The sequence below is a fragment of the Leisingera sp. CC-HEC096 genome, from assembly GCF_059429235.1.
Genome location: NZ_JCAIJS010000001.1, coordinates 916,468 through 934,915, shown reverse-complemented (window position 1 = coordinate 934,915; position 18,448 = coordinate 916,468). Strand labels below are relative to the sequence as shown.

Annotated in this window: 14 protein-coding genes; 6 read left to right on the top strand and 8 right to left on the bottom strand. The window is 61.7% G+C overall.

Annotated elements, in window-relative coordinates; genetic code table 11:
- Positions 1–81 precede the first annotated feature (81 nt).
- Entirely contained in the window at positions 82–948 is an 867-nt protein-coding gene (locus tag AC5STI_RS04625) for a YihY/virulence factor BrkB family protein (RefSeq protein ID WP_475052034.1), read from the top strand.
- A 129-nt stretch (positions 949–1,077) separates the two neighbouring features.
- Positions 1,078–1,266, top strand: a complete 189-nt coding sequence (locus AC5STI_RS04620; RefSeq protein ID WP_475052033.1) for a hypothetical protein — start codon at positions 1,078–1,080, stop codon at positions 1,264–1,266.
- Between the two features lie 6 nt (positions 1,267–1,272).
- On the opposite strand, the gene AC5STI_RS04615 is transcribed toward AC5STI_RS04620, so the two are convergent.
- A complete protein-coding gene (locus AC5STI_RS04615) occupies positions 1,273–1,989 on the bottom strand; it encodes an RlmE family RNA methyltransferase (RefSeq protein ID WP_027237657.1) in 717 nt (238 codons plus the stop codon).
- Positions 1,990–2,065: 76 nt separating this feature from the next.
- Positions 2,066–3,178 (bottom strand): Ppx/GppA phosphatase family protein, encoded by a 1,113-nt coding sequence (locus AC5STI_RS04610; RefSeq protein WP_475052031.1) that lies wholly within the window; start codon positions 3,176–3,178, stop codon positions 2,066–2,068.
- 284 nt (positions 3,179–3,462) lie between these two features.
- Here AC5STI_RS04610 and AC5STI_RS04605 point away from each other — a divergent pair, with 284 nt between their 5' ends.
- Genes AC5STI_RS04605 through AC5STI_RS04595 form a run of 3 tightly spaced genes read left to right on the top strand, consistent with a single transcriptional unit; the run spans position 3,463 to position 5,784 of the window.
- Complete coding sequence (locus AC5STI_RS04605; protein ID WP_039182980.1) at positions 3,463–3,759, top strand: virulence factor; 297 nt, start codon at positions 3,463–3,465, stop codon at positions 3,757–3,759.
- Between the two features lie 27 nt (positions 3,760–3,786).
- A complete protein-coding gene (locus AC5STI_RS04600) occupies positions 3,787–4,713 on the top strand; it encodes a methylenetetrahydrofolate reductase (RefSeq protein ID WP_490397454.1) in 927 nt (308 codons plus the stop codon).
- A gap of 9 nt (positions 4,714–4,722) precedes the next feature.
- Positions 4,723–5,784, top strand: coding sequence for a methyltetrahydrofolate cobalamin methyltransferase (locus tag AC5STI_RS04595; protein ID WP_490397455.1), 1,062 nt, complete (start codon positions 4,723–4,725; stop codon positions 5,782–5,784).
- A 1,314-nt stretch (positions 5,785–7,098) separates the two neighbouring features.
- Here AC5STI_RS04595 and AC5STI_RS04590 read toward each other — a convergent pair.
- The 3 genes from AC5STI_RS04590 to AC5STI_RS04580 form a co-directional block, all read right to left on the bottom strand.
- The gene (locus AC5STI_RS04590; RefSeq protein WP_495445760.1) at positions 7,099–8,745 is read right to left on the bottom strand and encodes a BCCT family transporter; all 1,647 of its coding nucleotides are present in this window, start codon (positions 8,743–8,745) and stop codon (positions 7,099–7,101) included.
- Between the two features lie 146 nt (positions 8,746–8,891).
- Complete coding sequence (locus AC5STI_RS04585; protein WP_495445759.1) at positions 8,892–11,402, bottom strand: CoA transferase; 2,511 nt, start codon at positions 11,400–11,402, stop codon at positions 8,892–8,894.
- Positions 11,403–11,429: 27 nt separating this feature from the next.
- Positions 11,430–13,094, bottom strand: a complete 1,665-nt coding sequence (locus tag AC5STI_RS04580) for a GMC family oxidoreductase (RefSeq protein ID WP_495445758.1) — start codon at positions 13,092–13,094, stop codon at positions 11,430–11,432.
- 167 nt (positions 13,095–13,261) lie between these two features.
- On the opposite strand from AC5STI_RS04580, the gene AC5STI_RS04575 reads away from it, so the two are divergent.
- Entirely contained in the window at positions 13,262–14,170 is a 909-nt protein-coding gene (locus tag AC5STI_RS04575) for a LysR family transcriptional regulator (protein ID WP_495445757.1), read from the top strand.
- Positions 14,171–14,295: 125 nt separating this feature from the next.
- On the opposite strand, the gene AC5STI_RS04570 is transcribed toward AC5STI_RS04575, so the two are convergent.
- From AC5STI_RS04570 to AC5STI_RS04560, 3 genes are read right to left on the bottom strand one after another with little or no spacing between them, the layout of a single operon-like run.
- Positions 14,296–15,831 (bottom strand): GTPase, encoded by a 1,536-nt coding sequence (locus AC5STI_RS04570; RefSeq protein ID WP_495445756.1) that lies wholly within the window; start codon positions 15,829–15,831, stop codon positions 14,296–14,298.
- The gene (locus tag AC5STI_RS04565; RefSeq protein WP_495447728.1) at positions 15,818–17,731 is read right to left on the bottom strand and encodes a TerB family tellurite resistance protein; all 1,914 of its coding nucleotides are present in this window, start codon (positions 17,729–17,731) and stop codon (positions 15,818–15,820) included. The genes AC5STI_RS04570 and AC5STI_RS04565 overlap by 14 nt, the downstream gene beginning before the upstream one ends.
- A 9-nt stretch (positions 17,732–17,740) precedes the next feature.
- Positions 17,741–18,337: a hypothetical protein gene (locus AC5STI_RS04560; RefSeq protein ID WP_495445755.1), complete on the bottom strand. Its 597-nt coding sequence runs from the start codon at positions 18,335–18,337 to the stop codon at positions 17,741–17,743.
- Positions 18,338–18,448: the final 111 nt, after the last annotated feature.

Below are 18,448 nucleotides of genomic sequence, written 5' to 3'. Positions count from 1 at the left end.
GTTATGCTACACGCAACGGTAAAACCGCATAAAGGGCCATTGCTACTGGATATTTGCCGGTGGCTGTGGAACCTTGCAACCATGCCGATCCTGCCCCCTCTGAGCCGCTGGCCCGCAGCGTTATTGACCGCCGCCCGCCGGTTCGACCGGAAGAACGGCTGGGTCATGAGCAGCCATATCGCGATGTCGATGATGCTGGCGCTGTTTCCATTTGTTCTGTTCACGGTTGCGCTGGCGGGCACTGTCGCTGAGATGCTGTCGCAAGAGGTGGAAATGGACCTCATGACCGAGCAGGTTTTCAGCGTCTGGCCGGACGCCGTGGCCCGGCCGATCCTGACCGAACTGAAAGCGGTGCTGAGCACCTCAAACACGCAGCTGGTCACCCTAGGCGGGCTGTTCGCGCTCTATTTTGCGTCCAATGGAGTCGATGCGGTGAGGGTGGCCATGGTGCAGGCCTATCATGACACTGATACCAGGCCGTTCTGGCGCGCGCGCGCATTGTGCATCGGGCTGGTGATCATGGGCGGAGTGGGCATCCTTGCGGTGGCATTTTTCGAGGTATTCCTGCCGCTGTATGTTCGCCACATCACCAAATTGCTCCCCTTTGCCAGCGTGCCGCAAGGCTGGGAACAGGGGCTGAGCGGTATTCTGGCCCTAGCGCTGCCGGTCGGCGCGGTGCTGGCCTTTCACATTCTGCTGCCGGGCCGGGTGCACCGGCTGCGGCGGATCCTGCCAGGCGCGGTACTGACATTGTTGCTGTGGCTGGCCTGCGGCAGCGGCTTTGCAATCTATGTCAGCTCGTTTGCTCAATACTCCGCCACCTACGCTGGCCTCGCCGGGGCGATGGCGGCAATGATCTTTCTCTATCTGAACTCCGTGATTTTGATTTTGGGAGCAGAGTTCAATGGAGCGCTGATCGATATGGCCAACGGGATGGGGCGGATCTGATCGTTGCGGTTTTTCTGCAACTGTTTCCGGCTTCGCAACAATAAGGCGCCTTTGCCTCAATTGAGCCCAGATTGCGGCTTAAAACCCCTTTAACCTTGCAAGTATGAAGCGCGGCCAGAAGGGGGCACTATGACAAAACTGCAAAACAAACTGCGCCGCATGCGCTTGTTCGAACTGATGCGCCAGCGGGAAATGGCCAGCCATGTCACCCGCAAGCTGCGTGTTTCGCGGCTGACCGATGACGACGGCGAGGAGGCAATCCTGTTGCGCACCCTCGCAAGCCGGTCGCTGACAACTCCGCACAACCGGCCAGTCTGAGGCCGCTCAGCCGCGGAACCCTGTGGCGACCACAAATTTCTCGGAGCTGTCCGAACGGGAGGAGGGCGGCTTCATATTCATCACCTTGGTGAACTTCTGCTTCAGCAGCTTCTGAAGCTCGCCTTCGGCGCCGCCGGCCAGAACCTTGGCAACAAATGTGCCGCCTTCCTCCAGCACGTCAAAGGCAAAATAGGCCGCGGTTTCGCACAGCGAAATGATCCGCAAGTGGTCGGTCTGCTTGTGGCCGGAACTGGCCGCCGCCATGTCCGACATCACCACATCCGCCTTGCCACCCAGCCATTCCTTGACCTTGTCGTCGGCGCCGTCGTCCATGAAGTCGAGCTGGTGGAACTCGGCCCCGGCCAGCGGCTCCACTTCCTGCAAGTCGATTCCGATGATGCGGCCCACGGCCTTGCCTGGTTTCTCCCCCAGCGCATTGATGCGCTTCACCGCAACCTGCGCCCAGCCTCCGGGCGCGCAGCCTAGGTCGACAACACGGGCACCATTGACCAGGAACCGGAATTTGTCGTCCAGCTCCATGATCTTATAGGCGGCTCGACCGCGATAGCCCTCAGCCTGGGCGCGTTTCACATAAGGGTCGTTCAACTGCCGCTGCAGCCAGCGGGTTGAGCTGAGCTTGCGGCCGCGTGCCGACTTTACCTTGACCTTCAGGTCGCGTTGTCCGCGACCGGATGTATTTTTACCTGTCGGTGTCTTAGCCATTTCCGCCACCATTTGCGCCGGGGTTCGGAATTTCGCTTAACTCCGGCCCGGAAAAATCCAATTCTTCCGGCCCCGCCTAGTAGGGGCCGTCCTCCAGAACGCCATCCGCACTCATCTGCGCATAGAGCAGGCCCTCGCGCAGGCCGCGGTCCGCAACCGACAGCCGGTCGGTCGGCCAGCAGCGCAGCAGCGCCTGCAGGATTGCGGATCCGGACATGATCAGCGCCTGCCGGTCCTCGCCGATGCGGGGGTCGCGGCGGCGGCCCTGAGGGCCGAGTTCTAGATAACCCCGGATCACCTTGTCAATCTGATCGCTGGTCATCCGCAATCCGTCGACCTTTGTGCGGTCATACCGCTTGAGTCCCAGATGAGACGCCGCAACGGTTGTGACCGTTCCGGAGGTCCCGACGATCTGGAAGCCTTCGCGCGCCTGCTCATCCTTGTAGGGGGCAAAGTCGGCCAGGTTCTCCTCGAAGAACCAGCTCATCAACGCAAAGCGGGCGGCGTCATCCTCCACATCGTTGAACTGATCGCGCAAAGTGGCGACGCCCAGCGGCACCGAAATCCAGTCAACAACCTTCGCTGCGGGGAAGGGACTCTCGGTCGAGTGGAACCCGTTGTGCAGCCGCATGATAGCAGAGGGCCGGTCGCGCCGCGGCACTGAGGAGATGTCAATCCACACCAGTTCGGTCGAGCCGCCGCCGATATCGACCACCAGCAGCTGCTCCGTCTTCGTGGAGACCAGCGGCGCACAGGAAATCACGGCGAGCCGTGCCTCTTCCTCCGGCTGGATGATTTCCAGCGTCAACCCGGTCTCGCGCTTGACCTGGCGGATAAAGTCGCGGGCGTTCTTCGCCCGGCGGCAGGCCTCAGTCGCGACCAGCCGCATCCGCCGGACCCTGTTGCGCTTGAGTTTTTGCTGACAAATCCGCAGCGCCTGTATGGTGCGCGCCATGGAAGACCGCGACAGCCGTCCAGTCCGCTCCAGCCCGGCGCCCAATTGCACCGACTTGGAGAAGCTGTCCACCACATGAATACCGCTGCCCTTGGGCTGGGCGATCAGCATGCGGCAGCTATTTGTTCCCAAATCCAAAGCGGCATAAAGCGCATCAGGATCGGGACGGGCCGGTGCAGGGGTTTCAACCGCTTTGGGAAACGCGCCCGCACCTTTCGAGCGCCTGGGCGCCATGATTCACGCCCTCCGATTATCGTGTTAAGAATGACAATAGGTGCGCAGCCGCGGCGGTGCAAGCTCTGGCCGCCAGAAGCAGAGCAATTTCCGCCGTCTAGCGGGTTCTTCATAATCCACATGAATATTTTGGCGAAAACCGCCTGTGGCATTCGAAAGTGCACAAAGCTAGGGTCGCGGCAGTAAAACGTCGCTCAATCCCATCGTGTTGTCGAAATTCGACCAACTTGCCGAGCGCCGCCGCTCTAGAACGTGGTCTATCCAGGCTAGGAGGAAATCAGGGCATGCCCGACGTTACGATCGTATACTGGCGCGATATCCCCGCGCAGGTCATCGTTGGCAAAGGCCGCCGCGGCGCCAAGCGCCAGCTCGAAGAGCGGTTCGAGCAGGCCATTGACCGTGCGGCCATGAAGGTGAACGCCAAGGACGCGGACGCCTATCTCGCCGAGTGGCGCAAGGCAGCTCCCTTTTCAGCCGAAGGCGAGGCAGCTGATGTTGCCGAAGCCGAGGCCAAACGCCTGGAGACTGAGTATGATCAGGACCGCCTGAAGGCCCTGATTGCAAATGACGGATGGGCATGACCCGCAGACCACTCTTGGGAGGCCGTGATGGCTTTGCTGAACTTTAAAAAACGTGACACGGGCGCCGCCCAGACCGTCAACCCGCAGGTCGAGGCCTTCCTGCAGGACTACTCGATCGAAGTCATGCCGCGTACGGCTGAAAAGGTCGCCGATTTCCGCGACCTGCTGCCGGCCGGCACCCGCGTCTACATCGCGCATATCGAAGGCACCCCGATCGAGGACATGGTCGCCACTGCGAAGCGCCTGAATGCCGAAGGTTACCCGGTGATGCCGCACTTCCCGGCGCGGATCATCAAGGATGAGGCCACTCTGGCCGACTGGATCGCCCGCTACCAGGGCGAGGCAGACGTCAAGCAGGCGCTGATGCTGGCAGGCGGCGTAGCCAAGCCGCACGGCGACTTCCACAGCTCCATGCAGCTGCTGGAGACAGGCCTGTTTGACAAGGCGGGCTTCACCAACCTGCACGTTGCCGGCCACCCGGAAGGCAACAAGGATATCGACCCGGACGGCTCTACCAAGAACGTCTCCGATGCGCTTCAGTGGAAACAGAAATTCTCCGAGCGCACCGATGCCAAGATGGCGCTGGCCACCCAATTCGCTTTTGAGGCAAAGCCGATCATCGAATGGGCAAACGGTCTCAAGGCCGCAGGCGTCGATCTGCCGATCCACATCGGCATCGCCGGTCCGGCCAAGCTGCAGACGCTGATCAAATTCGCCATCGCTTGCGGCGTAGGCCCGTCGCTCAAGGTGCTGCAGAAACGCGCAATGGACGTGTCCAAGCTGCTGCTGCCCTACGAGCCGACCGATGTTGTTGCCGAACTGGCCGCTTACAAGGCGGAAAACCCGGACTTCAACATCACCAACGTCCACTTCTTCCCGCTGGGCGGCATCAAGACCAATGCCACCTGGGCCATCAACAACGGCGGCGCCTCGGCGAAGCCGGTCAACTCCTAAGGATCAACCATGACCCGTACAGTCGTAGAATCAAAAACAAAAACCGCGGTCCTGGGCTTTGATGAGCCTTTCTGCGTGATCGGTGAGCGCATCAACCCGACCGGCCGTAAGAAGCTGGCGGCCGAGCTGGAAGCCGGCGATTTCTCCACTGTCGAGAAGGACGCCGTGGCACAGGTTCTGGCCGGTGCAACCGTTCTCGATATCAATGCGGGCGTGGTCTACAACTCCAACCCGAACCCGAACGAGACCGAACCGCCGCTGATGAAGAAAATCGTCGAGCTGGTGCAGGGGCTGGTCGATGTGCCGCTGTGCATCGACTCTTCGGTTCCCGGCGCTCTGGAAGCCGGCCTGGAAGTCTGTGAAGGCCGCCCGCTGCTGAACTCTGTCACCGGTGAAGAAGAGCGCCTGGAGCAGATCCTGCCGCTGGTCAAAAAGTACAACGTGCCGGTCGTGGCGATTTCCAACGACGACACCGGCATTTCGGAAGACCCCGATGTGCGTTTTGCCGTTGCCAAGAAGATCGTTGAGCGCGCAGCCGATTTCGGCATTCCGGCGCATGACATCGTGGTTGACCCGCTGGTGATGCCGGTTGGCGCCATGGCAACCGCTGGCCTGCAGGTGTTCGCACTGGTCCGCCGCCTGCGTGAAGAGCTGGGCGTGAACACCACCTGCGGTGCGTCCAACATCTCCTTCGGCCTGCCGAACCGCCACGGCATCAACAACGCCTTCCTGCCGATGGCAATGGGCGCGGGCATGACCTCTGCGATCATGAACCCGGTGGCGCTGCCGGTGACCCAGAAGGCCATTGCCGAGAAGAAAGCTGCGGTCGAAGCCGCGGGCATCATCCTGCCGGAAGGCATGGACGATGAGGCATTCGTCACCATGTTCGGCCTGGGCTCGACCAAGCCGCGCGCTGGCAAGGAGATGGAAGCGATCCGCGCTGCCAACTTCCTGACCAACAACGACCCGCATGGCGGTGAGTGGATCAAGTTCAACAAGCCGCCGGCAGCCGAAGGCGAAGAAGGCCGCGGCCGTGGCGGCCGCGCCGGCGGACGCCGCCGCCGCGCCTGATCCGCGCAATCTGGAATGCAAGGGGCCGGGCAGTAGTGTCCGGCCTTTTTCGTTTCCAATCAAGAATTTGCACGGGTTTCTTTCCGGGAATGACTGCAAACCGTTCAAGTAGCTGGAAAGGATGCCAAACGGTTATCCCAATAGGCGGCTCGTCAGTCTGACGTAGGCCGTGCGGCATTTGTGGGAAGCGGTCTGTAAGGAAAAGTGGCGGAGAGACAGGGATTCGAACCCTGGGTGGGCTTGCACCCACAACGGTTTTCGAGACCGTTTCCGACTTCATACCCAGAAGGTTCAGATCAAGAAAATAAGGACTTTGTAAACGCGGATTGAGCAACCTCGGCATAGAAGGCGGGCAGAGGGGCATAGAAAAGTGTCATAGCGTGCAGAGGTCAGTGAGTTTCATCGCCGTTCGTTCGAAAAGGAGGGAGGTTCCAATAAGGGCGGAAAGCGGAGTGACGGCTCTGCGTCATCGCGAAGGCAGCGAACACCAACAACGTTCAGGTGTAAGACTTCAGACTTGATCTGACGGACACCTCAGCTTTCTGTGCTGAGAATGGGTTGCCGGCTGTCCGTTGTCTCGAAAGCTCTGATCGTTTTGTCCCTGGCAATATGCATCGTTTCGCGGAAGGTCTGCATAGGCGTTTTGCCGTAGTAGTATCTTCCCTAATGCGGCCGCTGCTCGTTGTATTTGGCCAGTCAGGAAACCAGGTCCACCTGCAATTCCTCCACAGACCAGTAGAGCTTCTTGCGGAATCTCCGGGATGCTCCCGACGATCACGACGCGCTTACCGGCTTCCTGCAATGCGGAATGGGTTTGAGCGAAGGACACTGCCATCGCTCCGAAGATCCAGTCAAGCACTTGGCCGTTCGACATCCAGGGCGGAATCCGGACTTTCGCGGCTGTTGCGAAGAAGCCGAGGTATGACAGAAAAGGTGGACATTGACCCGGGGCCCAGCCCGGAAACTGACGGATCCGTCAGAATGTCCGAAGGGTCAAATAGAAAAACGTCAGCAAAGTCATCCAAATCCAAACGATCCTGACAGCGCTGCATATCCCTTCAAATCCTTGCTTGGCAAAACTCTGCGAGAGGGCCGGTGGAAACAATGGAAGGATTACTGGTCCATCAAAGGGCATTCTGGAGCAGGTATAAATATAGAAGCCGTATCCTGTTTTGATGTCTCGCAACTGAATTAGCCTGCGGCTCAAGCCCTGATGCCGCCAGTCTTGCGCTCGAAGCTGGTATGTCCTCTGGTGAACTGCCTACCTGAATACGTTGGCGAGGCAGGCAGTGCCTGCCTCGTGCGCTATATGCTTTACGTTTCTACGTGAAGGCTCTTCACACCCCGGTGCTCGCGGATCGCATCCTTGATGATCGCCTTGGCCAGCGCCACGCACATCAGGAACATGACAAGGCTGAACGGCAGCGCGCCGATCACCATCGCGGTCTTGATCGCATCGAGCCCGCCGACCAGCAGCAGCCCCCCGACCACAAGGCTCAGTGCGACACCCCAGAACACGATATGTGCGCGGCCCTTGGGGCTTTCCTCTCCGGCGGCGTTGATCGTGTTGACGATCAGGATCGCGGAGTCCGCAGTCGTCACCAGATAGGTCAGTAGCAGCACGACGACGATAGCCGCCATGATCCATGCCAGGCGGCTGCTCAGCATCAGGTCCAGCATGACGAACAACTGGCTCTCCTGACCCGCGCCCGAAATCGCATCGCCAGCCGTGCCGTTCAGGGTCATGTCAATGGCCGTGCCGCCGACAAGAGTAAACCAAACGAAGCACATCAGCGACGGCACAATGATCGCGCCCAGGACATATTCGCGGATGCTGCGCCCGCGCGAGATTCGGGCCAGGAACACGCCGACAAAGGGCGCGAAGGCGATCCACCAGGCCCAGTAGAACACCGACCAGCCGCCTTGCCACGCGGCCAGGGCGTCGCCTGTCTCGGACCCGTCGGCGTGCCAGACCGTGAACAGCAGCGCGGGCAGTTCGATCACGTAGGCCACAAGCCCTGCCACCAGAGCGTTCAGCCCGAAAAAGGTGGAGCCGAAGAGGATGAAGAAAGCCAGCAGAAAGAAGCTGAGCCCCATGTTGAGGTTCGACAACCACTTGATCCCCTTGCCCACGCCGGACAACGCCGACAGGGTGGAGGCGCCAAGGATTACCACCAGCGCCAGCACGATACCGGCGGAACTGGGCTTGCCATCAGGCTGCACGATCCAGTCGCCAAGGCCCACGCGGTTGAGGCCAGCCACGAATTGCTCGACCCCAAAGCCCAGTGTCTGCGCGACACCAAGGATGGTGGCGACAACGGCCACGATATCGACCACATGCCCCACCGGACCGGACAGCCTGGCGCCAAAGAGCGGCACCAGCGCTGAGCGCACAGTCAGCGGCAGATTCCGGCGATAGGAAAAATATGCCAGCGACAGTCCAACAAGTGCATAGCAGGCCCAAGCGGAAAAGCCCCAGTGCAGGAAGGACCATACATATGCGGCGGTCACATTGCCCGCACCTGATCCGGTTGTCTCACCCATGATAACATTGGGGTTGGTGGCAAAGTGATACATCGGCTCTGCCGTGGCAAAGGTCAGCATGCCGATGCCGATGCCCGCGCCGAACATCATGGAAAACCACGAAAACCGCGAGAACTCCGGGCGATCCTCCGGTCGGCCCAGCTTCAGGTGTCCGGTGGTGGGTACCAGTGCCAGCGCTACGCAGACTATCAGGAACAGCGCGACGACCCAGATGTACCAGCTGGCGAAACTCTTGAGCAACGCGCCATTGAGGGCGTTCAGTACGGCGGCGGCGTTATCGGGCACGGCGATGGCCCAGACAATTAAAGCGCTGACCAGTATCTTGGACGGGATGGCGACGCTTTTCGCGAAGCCGGAATAGAAACCGCGATCTGCGGTCGCGATGTCCAGTTCCATCAATGGGGGTTTGTTGGCCATGTCTCCTCCGTTCTGGCACAGGGGGTCCGGGCAGCCTCCTCCTCTTGCCGCGCATTGCTGCACGGCAGTGCTGGCCCGAACCTTTCGGAAATTGCGGCAATCCGCGGAAAAGCAAGGGGGACGTTCGAAGCCCCCCTTAAGCGCCCTCAGCTGGGCAGGTATTCGGCGCTCCAGCTTTCGCTGATCTGACCGGATTCCAGCATCCGCGCGATGGCCGCATCGGAATAGCCGAGGTCGCTCAGGATGACCCTCGTCGAGGTGCCGAATTTTTCAGTCGGCGACAGGGCAAGGACTTTTCCGCGCGTGGGGCGCACCGCGTAGGGATCAAGCTGGATCACCTCGTGGCCACTGGGATGGTCACTGTCTTGCGAGAAAGAATAGCTGCCCCGGTCGGTGCCGGGGGTGCCGTCCGGCTCGCGTAGATTTTCAGAGCGCAGCGCGTCGATGTTGTTGCAAATTGCACAGCCGATATCCGCCGCGCGAAGTCGGGCGATCCATTCGGTCGCGGGTTGCTTCTGGAACGCGCCAGCGAGGTAGGTCGCACGGTCTTCTTCGGGCAGATCGGGCAGCGCCGACAGGTCCTCGACATCGCGGAATCGCGGCAGGTCAGTCTCGTAGGCACTCAGGAGGATGTAAACCCCTGAGGCGGTGCTGTAGAAACGGTTGAGCGGGCCGTACCCGTTCGCTTCCGGGCCGGAGGGTTCGTCGAACAGCCCGCGCCCCCGGAAGTCATAGGCAAAGGGCACCTGGAGCAAGCCACTGTTGGCGCTGAGCGAGGTGCGGCCGCGTCCGATGCGGCCAAAGCGGTGTTTCTGATAGAGCGCCGCCGCCACGGCCAGCGCACCGCCAAAGCCGCACATCACGTCAATGGTACCCACATGGGCGTGCTCCTCGGGGCGGTCCATAGCCCCGCCAAAGCGCAGCATGATGCCAGTGGCTGCCTGCACAAGGTCGTCATAACCGATGTAATCCGTGCGGGTGCCGCGCCGCACGCCGCTGAAACAGTCCAGCTTGCAGAAGATCGCCTCGGGGTTCAGCTTGCGCAGGCTGTCGGCATCCAGCCCCATGCGTTTGATCTGGTTGTCCGGCGCGTTCCAGAAGATCACGTCAACCGATTTCACCAAGTCTTCCAACACCTTGCGCCCGTGTTCCGATTTCACGTCGGCCAGGATCGACTTCTTGCCGCGGCCCTGGCTGAGCCCGTAGATCACCGTGTTCCAGCTGTCGTAGAGCGGCGTTGCCGGATCGAGCTTGATCACTTCTGCACCAAAGCGCGCCAGATAGCTGGCCGCATGCGGCCCTGCGATGACGTTGCACATGTCCAGCACGCGCACGCCCGAGAGCCAGCCCTCTTGTTCCAGCTTCTCTTTCGGGGCTGGTATCTCCGTCGGCAGCTTGCGCAGAACCGACAGCGCCTCGTCAAAATCCACCCAGCGGCGGGGTTCGGGGTTCAGCGCCTCTTCGCCGCTTTCCTCCATCCAGACCACCGGTCCGGGTTGTGTCATCTCGCCGTACTCTGGGTCCGTGACGTCGATCATCAGCCCCGAGGTCTCGGCGTATTCGTCGTTTATCCATTCCTGCAGCCAGCGCTGCGGCGCGCCGGGGATGCCCGCGCGGCCAAACATCCGTTTCCACTCGTGCGATGTTCGGGTCAAGAAGACCTCTTTCATCCGCGCAGCGATCTTGTCGGCCCAGAATTTCGGCATCGGGTAAACACCGAGAGAGGTGTCCGAAACCCACTCAGACTGCGGCTTGTAGGTGTCCTCCTCCTCCTGCAGCCCCGCTTCGATCATCTCGTCATAGAGGCCCAACACTTCGAGGCAGCGGCGCGCGTGGTTCTTGTGGCTGGGGCAGACCACGTAGAACATCCGACCATCCTTGCACATGTAGCTGCGGAAGAAGGGGTCCAGAAGCTCCTGCAGCTCCTCATAGGACACGTTCATCGGCAGCCCCTCGACCCGGCGGCGCTCGATCTCGACCTCGCGCTGGGTCAGATACCGTTCCGGCATGTCCGAGACCTTGATCGAGTTGTAGCAGAGCCCCTCCATCACAGCGGCAGCCAAGGGCACTTCGATCTGGTCCCCAAGTCCGGTAACTTGCCGGGATTGCAGAGCCAGCACTGTTGCGGATGCCGCGATCTGCGAGGCATAGGCCGAGGCCAGCGGCAGCGGCGAAAAGGACGGGTTCAGCCCCATCAGAACCCTGTTCAAACCCATATCGGTAAACACGCCGGAACTGGCCGCAACCACGCTTTCAAAGGCGCGCTGCTCGCGCCGCTCCAGATCGTTCGAGGCAAACCCGGGGATCGACAGGGTGATCAGCTCGGGGCGCTCCTCGCGCATGGCGGCAAAATCAATGCCGAGCGCGGCCAGCTTGCCGGGGCGGAAGTTCTCGACAATGATATCGGCCTCGGCAAAGAGCGCGCGGGCCTGCGCCAGGCCTTCCTCGGACTTGAGGTCGAGATTCACGATCAGCTTGTTGCGCATCAGGGTCGCATTCGCCGGGCTGTCCCACATCGGGCCGTCGGGCGGGTCGATATGCACGACGGTCGCGCCAAGATCGCCCAGCAGCATCGCCACGGCAGGCCCGGCGATGTACTGCCCGAAATCGACCACTTTGACCCCGCGCAGGGGCAGGTTGGAAAACGTTGAACGCATTTGTTTCTCCGTCAGGAAGATGTGCGATTAGTGTCCGGCCAAGATCCAGCGAGCCGCCTTTTCCGCGATCATCAAGGTCGGCGAATTGGTGTTGCCGCTGGTGATCTCTGGCATGATGCTGGCATCGACGACACGCAGATCGGCCACGCCCTTGAGGCGCAGATGCGGGTCCAGAACGGCGCTGTCATCGTCCTCGCGGCCCATTTTCACGGTGCCGACAGGGTGAAAGATCGTGTTGGCAATGTCGCCGGCCAGCTTGGCGAGGTCCTCGTCGCTCTGGTACTGGACACCCGGTTTGAACTCCTCGGGCTCGTAGCTTGCCATCGCGGGCCGGGACATGATTTCACGCACTTGCCGCAGGCTGTCGGCAGCGACCTTGCGATCGTCTTCCGTGGCGAGGTAGTTGGGCGAGATCAGCGGCGCATCGCGGAAGTCGGCCGAGCGGATGCGCACGTGCCCCCTGCTCGTCGGGTTCAGGTTGCAGACACTGACCGTCATGGCCGGGAAGGCATGCAGCGGCTCGCCAAAGGCATCGAGGCTGAGCGGTTGCACATGATATTCAAGGTTGGCATGAGGCCGGTTCGGGTCGGACCGGGTGAATGCGCCCAATTGGCTGGGCGCCATGCTCATCGGGCCGGATCGTTTCAGCGCATATTCCGCGCCGATCTTCGCCTTTCCAATGAGACTATTCGCCAGAGTGTTGAGCGTGCGGGTTCCGTTCACCTTGTAGACCGCGCGGATTTGCAGGTGGTCGTGAAGGTTCTCACCCACGGGCGCGTCGCGCAGAACCTCGATGCCATGTTCGCGGAGCAGATCCGCCGGACCAATGCCGGACAGTTGCAGGACCTGCGGCGAGTTGACGGCCCCTGCCGACAGCACGGTCTCGCGCCGGGCTGTCACGTCAACGACTTTTCCCTTGCGATCGACCCGTGCACCAGTGCAGCGCAGCGCGCCGTTGGCGTCTTTGTCAAAGGTCAGCTTCTGGACCTGTGCCTCGGTCCAGACCGTCAGGTTACGCCGTGCCCGGGCGGGCTTCAGGAATGCCTTGGAGGTGTTCCAACGCCAGCCGGACCGCTGGTTCACGTCGAAATAGCCAACACCCGCGTTGTCGCCACTGTTGAAATCGTCGGTTTTGGCGATCCCCGCCTCTTCCGCGGCATCGGCAAAGCTGTCCAGCACGTCCCAGCGCAGGCGTTGCTTTTCGACCCGCCATTCGCCGCCATGGCCATGCAGGTCGGAAAAACGTTCGTTGTCGCCCACTTTCGGGTCGGCACCATTGTCCAGCTTGTAGTGGTTTTCGTGCGCTTTGAAATCGCGCAGAGCCCCCTCCCAGGACCAGTCGTCTTCGCCGGTCAGCGCGGCCCAATTGTCATAGTCGCGGGCCTGACCGCGCATGTAGATCATGCCGTTGATCGACGAACAGCCGCCCAGCGTCTTGCCCCGCGGGTAGCGCAGGCTGCGCCCGTTCAGCCCCCTGTCGGCCTCGGTGTTGTACATCCAGTCGGTGCGCGGGTTGCCTATGCAATAGAGGTAGCCGACGGGCACGTGAATCCACGGATAACTGTCCGCCTTGCCCGCTTCCAGCAACAGGACGCGGTTGTCCGGATCGGCGCTCAGCCGGTTGGCCAGAAGGCAGCCCGCGGACCCGCCGCCGATCACGATGAAGTCGAACTTAGTTGCCATTCCTGCCATGTCATCCCTCGCCTTTCGAGCAGGGCACGCACCACACCCCAACCGCCCCGCGAAACCGGGCTGCCGGGCCGAAGGCTCCTCCCTGCGCATCTACGGTTTCCGGTTTAGTAAGGCCGAGAGCACATTCCCAATGACATATATCTCTGACTGATATTAAGTTTCTTAATATGGAAAGATTCTCCAACCTCAACAGTATCCTCGCCTTTGTCACCGTCGCCCGGGAAGGCAGCGTTTCGCGCGCGGCCGAGGTATTGAACCTCACGCAACCGGCGATCAGTCACCAGATCAGGCGGCTCAGCGAAGAAACCGGCGTAACCTTCTTCAAGCGGGCGCCGCACGGGCTGTATCTGACCCCTGATGGCAAAGCGCTGCTTTCCAAGGCAGAGGCGGTTCTGAGCGCCATGGCGGATTTCCGTCAAAGCGCCAGCGGGCGGGCCGGTCAGGTCTCGGGGTCACTGCGCATCGGGACGATCGTGGACCCGGAATTCATCCGCCTGGGCCGCCTGCTGAGCCAGCTGGGCGAGGCCCACCCCGGCATCACCACGGAGCTGGTGCATGGCATCAGCGGCGAAATCTTGGAAAAACTCCGCCGCGGCCAGATCGACGCCGGATTCTACCTGACAGACCCCGGCGCAGTCGACGATATTGCCTCGGATGAAGCTATGCAGGTGAGGGTCCTGGCCACCTTCAACTACCGCATAATCGCGCCCGTCGGCTGGGAGGCCCGGGTCGCCACCGCCGATTGGTGCGAGCTGGCGGCTCTGCCGTGGATCGGCACGACCGGGGTGTCGGTCCATAACCGGCTGCTGAGCCGGATCTTTGCGGAACACGGCTGCACGCAGAATATCGTCGCATTGGTGGATCACGAGGCGTCGATGCTGGAGATGGTCCGCGCCAGGGTCGGCCTGTGTCTGTGTCGTGAGACTATCGCTTTGGATCAGCGGCATTCCTTTGGCCTCAGCCTTTGCGAAACCCAGAGCGTGCCGGCCTGCCTCGTGATGCTCTCCCCGGAGGCCCGTAAGTCAGCGCCAGTCGTCGCGGCCCTATTCGACCAGCTTGCCATCGTATGGAGCTGAGGGATCGTGGTGTCTCCCGGGGCTCGTGTGAAAGTCCGCTTTGAGCCGGGAGCATCATGGCGCCCCAAAAGGCCTTGAGGTCGTCAACAAGACAGAAAGCGGTTCTCAGCTGCCTTTACCTGATTTCACCGTCCGAACAGCTTCCCGGTAACCAAACGCCCTGTCTCCCAAAGCCCGGACGCGCCTCGCGACATTTCCTGCGAGAAGGTAGCGCTGGCCTCGGCCCCTGTGATGCGTCGGCGATTGCGCTGCGTGGCCAAGGCGTCCGATGCGCTGTGCGCGACGGTGGAGATCAGTTGATCGAGGTTCCAGACCGCCCCTTCAGAGACGACAGGAATTGCCTCGCGGCAGGTCAGATCCGAACAGATGGCGGCGCTCGCGGCGGCAATGGTCGCCTGTGCCTCGCGCGGGAGGAGGTGTTCGGGAAAGGGCCAGTCCGGAAGCAGTTGGTCGACAGCGTTTGCCACGATGGTAACGGGCGGCATCCGCCGCAGGGGGCGGGCGGCGAAGGCGGCCTCGATCTGTCGGAGCAGCGCGGCATCCGGGGCCCGTGCGGGGCGGTTGGCGCGGAGGATCCATAACACTTGGTCACAGTCCAGTACCTGCGCGAGCAGGGTCTCGGCAACCTTTTCGCTGCCGTCGATGCCCTGTGTGTCGATCACTGAATAGGCAATCCCGTCGATGTCCAGCGCGTGGCGGGTCAGGTCGGGGGTTGTGGGTGCCATGTCTGTCTCGGCGACCACACCTCCTGCCAGACGGTTAACGATTGTTGATTTTCCTGCCGACACCTGACCAATCACAAGGAGACGTATCGGTTCGTTCGGCTGAGCGAGGATCTGTTTATCAAAGCCGGCGGAGCCGAGCTCAATATTCAAGAGTTCTTCATCCGTAAACCGCAGGTAGCCGGAATGCAGGTCCACTGCGGCGCGCGCGACCTCTTCCAGAATGATCTGCTGAACGAGGGCCAGGCTGAAATTTTTCATCTCGCCGCCATCTGCACTGCTGGTCACCGCCCCCTGGATTTCCTGCATGATGGCGGCCGGCGGGTTGGTTATCAGGCGTTTCGCGCGCCATGCCCAGCCGACCACGGTGGCACCGCGCTGGACCCAAGCCTTGTTCTCCCAGATCCAGAGGATCGTCTTGAGGCTGATCCGGTCGGAAAATGGCACCATGTCATGCAGGTTGCGGCGGAGGCGGATCATAACGCGGTCGGCCAGCAGCAGCGCCTCGGGGATCGAGAAATCGAGGGCGCCTTTTTGACCTGCGGACAGCTGCTGCGCTGCTTTCTCGACCAGATCGAAGGAAAGCTGTCGCATATCTCCCCAAGGGCGGGGTTCCCGGGCGATTTCTGTGCATAGGCTGTTGAACACCGCCAGTTCCCGCGCGGACCATTCCGGGTTCGCCGTCACGATCGGGGCTGGGTCAGCATCGACGGGCGCGGCACTCTGCGTCTGTCGCAGGTGTTTCAGCAGCAGAAGGCTAAGCCGAAGCAGAAGGACCAGACCCAAGGTGATCGCGACGAAGGGCAGCAGCCAGTCATGCTCGGCCAACCAGAGGACTCCGAGGATAACCAAAACCACCCAAGGCAAAGCATATAGGATGGCCGTCAGCAATGCGGGACTGCGCGCGATCCGTTTTAGGATAACCTTAACCGGCGGCACTGTCGCGCTCCTTCACCTCGGCCCGCGAGAAGGCGGCAAGGTAGTGGTCCCGCAGCGATTGTTCATCGACCGTCCGGCCCGCCTTGGTGTGATACATCCAATAGGCCGCCGCGCGCCCCACCGCATAGGTCGAGGCAAAGCCATAGCCTGCGTTAAGCACCGGCACCGCCGTTTGACCAACGACAGGGATCAACCCGGCAAGGCTGCGGCCAAGGAGACCGACCAGCGCCCCGCCCACCACGCCGGTCCCCAGCGCGGAGACAAAGGCGATCAAGCGGTCCCGGTCCCAAGGCAGACCGTAGCTGTTCGCCAGCGCCGTAACCAAAGCAAGTTGCAAGGCGGGCGCGGTGGTTGCCCCAACCACAGGCACGGCCCCCGAGGCGGTCGCCATCCCCGCATATCGCAGGACGGTTCCTCGGCGCGCGAGAAAGGCTGCCTCCTCGGCAGTGCTGGCCTTGCGCCGGTCCATCAGCAGCGCGACGGAGGGTAAGGTATTAGCCAGGATCTGTTTCAGCTCGGACATATCGGCCTGTGATGGCACCGACATATCCAGTTCCAGCCAGGGCAGATCGCGCTTGGTGGCTTTCTCAAACCGCGACTGGTTCGCGGTTTGAACCCGTCGACGTTCAAGCGGATCGGGGACCTTATCTGCAGCGGTGTGGAGAACGACCACAGGCAGGTCGGGCTTTTTGCGCACCACCTGCGCCAAGGCCTCAGCGACGTTACCCTGAACCGGATCGTCGAGCCGCGTGAGCACGAGGACCATTTGCGAGGCGTCACCGTTGGAGGCAAGATCCGCATTCGGGCGATAGCCTGCTTCACCAAGCCCACGGGTGTCGAGAAAGCGCAGGACCGGGTCCCCCTCGGGGTAATCATAGGCATCCGCCGTCCGGGTGCAGGAGGCAAAGCCATTTCCAACCTCTGCCGCGTCCTTGCCCGTTATCGCCTGCACGAGCGATGATTTACCGGCGCCGGTCTTCCCCAAAAGCCACAGCACCGGGATCGAGCGATCCACCGGGGTTGGACTGTCGGGCGCCTTCGTCTCGCTGTCCCAAAACGCGGCCGCGCCCTCCGTCACGCTGGACCAGAGATAGGAGGGCGCGGCCGTCACATAGCCGAGCGCCGAGCGCGCCGTCTCGGACCAGCCGCCCGCGGCCTTTTGGAAAATCCGGTCTGTCCGGGCGATTGCGGCAAGTTCGGCATCGTGAAGCACGCCATCCGCCGCGGCGATCTCGGTCAGAAAAGCCAGCAGCTCCGCCCTTAGGGTGTCGAAATTGCAGTCCGGGTTGTCGCGCTTATAGAGGGCGAGGGCCTCGGCGATCTCGTCTACGCTGCGGCCTTCTGCGCTCTGTTCGATCACGGGCAAGGCTGCGGCGACATAGGCGGGATCAAGCCCCCATTCGGCGGTGAAATAATCCGCGATGGCTGCCCGCTCTGCATCGTCAACCTCTTCGGCTTCCCGTGCGACCCGGATCGCCAGCGAGCCCATCAGGTCAAACAGCGCCGCGCCGAGCACATCGACGGGCGTGTTGATGAAAGCCGGCACTTTCTTGACGCGCGCCCCTTCGTAGCCGCGGTAAAGGCGCAGAACACCGTAGCAGGCGGCGCCGCTGGCGACTGCGGCCCCGACGACCCAACCGACGGGCGTCACCGCCGCTCCAACCCCGAGGGCCGCGAGCCAGCCGCCACCGAAAAACGTGCCCGCAACGGCGGAGGAGCTGGCCGCCAGCCCGCCCGCCGTCGCGGCTGTTCCGACTTGCCAGAGATCCCCGACCAGCCGCGCGGCCTGCAACGACGCAAAGGCCTCTTCGCCAATGTCGAGCTTCGCCTTGAACTTCATCGGTTCGGCGACCACCCGGCCGACGCCCTCGAACCTGCCGGTTTCGTCAGAGTTTTCCATGATCGACAATCACGCCTTCACGGCCACGAGCTGCTCTTGCAGGGCAGTGACTTTCGTCGACCAGGCCGAGGACCGGAAATCGGACAAAGCGCCCATCGTCAAACCTGTCGCGAGCAGGATCGGGCCTACAAATGAGGCGAGGAGTGGCCCGACCAACGGAAGGGTCCCGACAATCAATGTGACGATCGAGGCCACGACGACGCCAAACATTGTGCCAGGAAAGGTCGTCACGATCTCGAGAGCAACCGAAAGGATTTTGCGACCGATCGCAACGACGGTCGATCCGACCGACCAGGTCACTTTGGCCAGATCACAAAGCACCGCTTTGAAGTCCGCCGACACGTCGAGCTGGTCGATGTACGCCGTCAACTTCCGAAGGGGGAGCGCAAGGTTCAGGTCCTTCAGAAGGTCTGGATCGGGGGAATATGGAGGGTGCGACGTCGTCATTTTAATGGCCTGTTGCTTGAATGTGTCCCCATGTAATAGGCCGAAATCTTGAATTCCAAGCAAAATATCCGGGGGCAGTTGAAAGCCGCACCGCAAACGTCCGCTTTGTCGAAGGTTTTTCGATGCGGGCCGCGGCGCATCGGTGGCGTTCGTGTGCAACCCGGCCCGCGTTGAATAACCTGACAAGGAGGAAGCCGTGTGAGGCTGGGCGGCGTCTATGGGGAAAGTATGCTGCGGGTGATTGCAAGTGTCGGTTCTGAGCGACAGCCA

Coding starts and splice junctions, on each gene's coding strand:
- AC5STI_RS04625 (WP_475052034.1), top strand. CDS start 82: ATGCCGATCCTGCCCCCTCTGAGCCGCTGGCCCGCAGCGTTATTGACC.
- AC5STI_RS04620 (WP_475052033.1), top strand. CDS start 1,078: ATGACAAAACTGCAAAACAAACTGCGCCGCATGCGCTTGTTCGAACTG.
- AC5STI_RS04615 (WP_027237657.1), bottom strand. CDS start 1,989: ATGGCTAAGACACCGACAGGTAAAAATACATCCGGTCGCGGACAACGC.
- AC5STI_RS04610 (WP_475052031.1), bottom strand. CDS start 3,178: ATGGCGCCCAGGCGCTCGAAAGGTGCGGGCGCGTTTCCCAAAGCGGTT.
- AC5STI_RS04605 (WP_039182980.1), top strand. CDS start 3,463: ATGCCCGACGTTACGATCGTATACTGGCGCGATATCCCCGCGCAGGTC.
- AC5STI_RS04600 (WP_490397454.1), top strand. CDS start 3,787: ATGGCTTTGCTGAACTTTAAAAAACGTGACACGGGCGCCGCCCAGACC.
- AC5STI_RS04595 (WP_490397455.1), top strand. CDS start 4,723: ATGACCCGTACAGTCGTAGAATCAAAAACAAAAACCGCGGTCCTGGGC.
- AC5STI_RS04590 (WP_495445760.1), bottom strand. CDS start 8,745: ATGGCCAACAAACCCCCATTGATGGAACTGGACATCGCGACCGCAGAT.
- AC5STI_RS04585 (WP_495445759.1), bottom strand. CDS start 11,402: ATGCGTTCAACGTTTTCCAACCTGCCCCTGCGCGGGGTCAAAGTGGTC.
- AC5STI_RS04580 (WP_495445758.1), bottom strand. CDS start 13,094: ATGGCAGGAATGGCAACTAAGTTCGACTTCATCGTGATCGGCGGCGGG.
- AC5STI_RS04575 (WP_495445757.1), top strand. CDS start 13,262: ATGGAAAGATTCTCCAACCTCAACAGTATCCTCGCCTTTGTCACCGTC.
- AC5STI_RS04565 (WP_495447728.1), bottom strand. CDS start 17,731: ATGGAAAACTCTGACGAAACCGGCAGGTTCGAGGGCGTCGGCCGGGTG.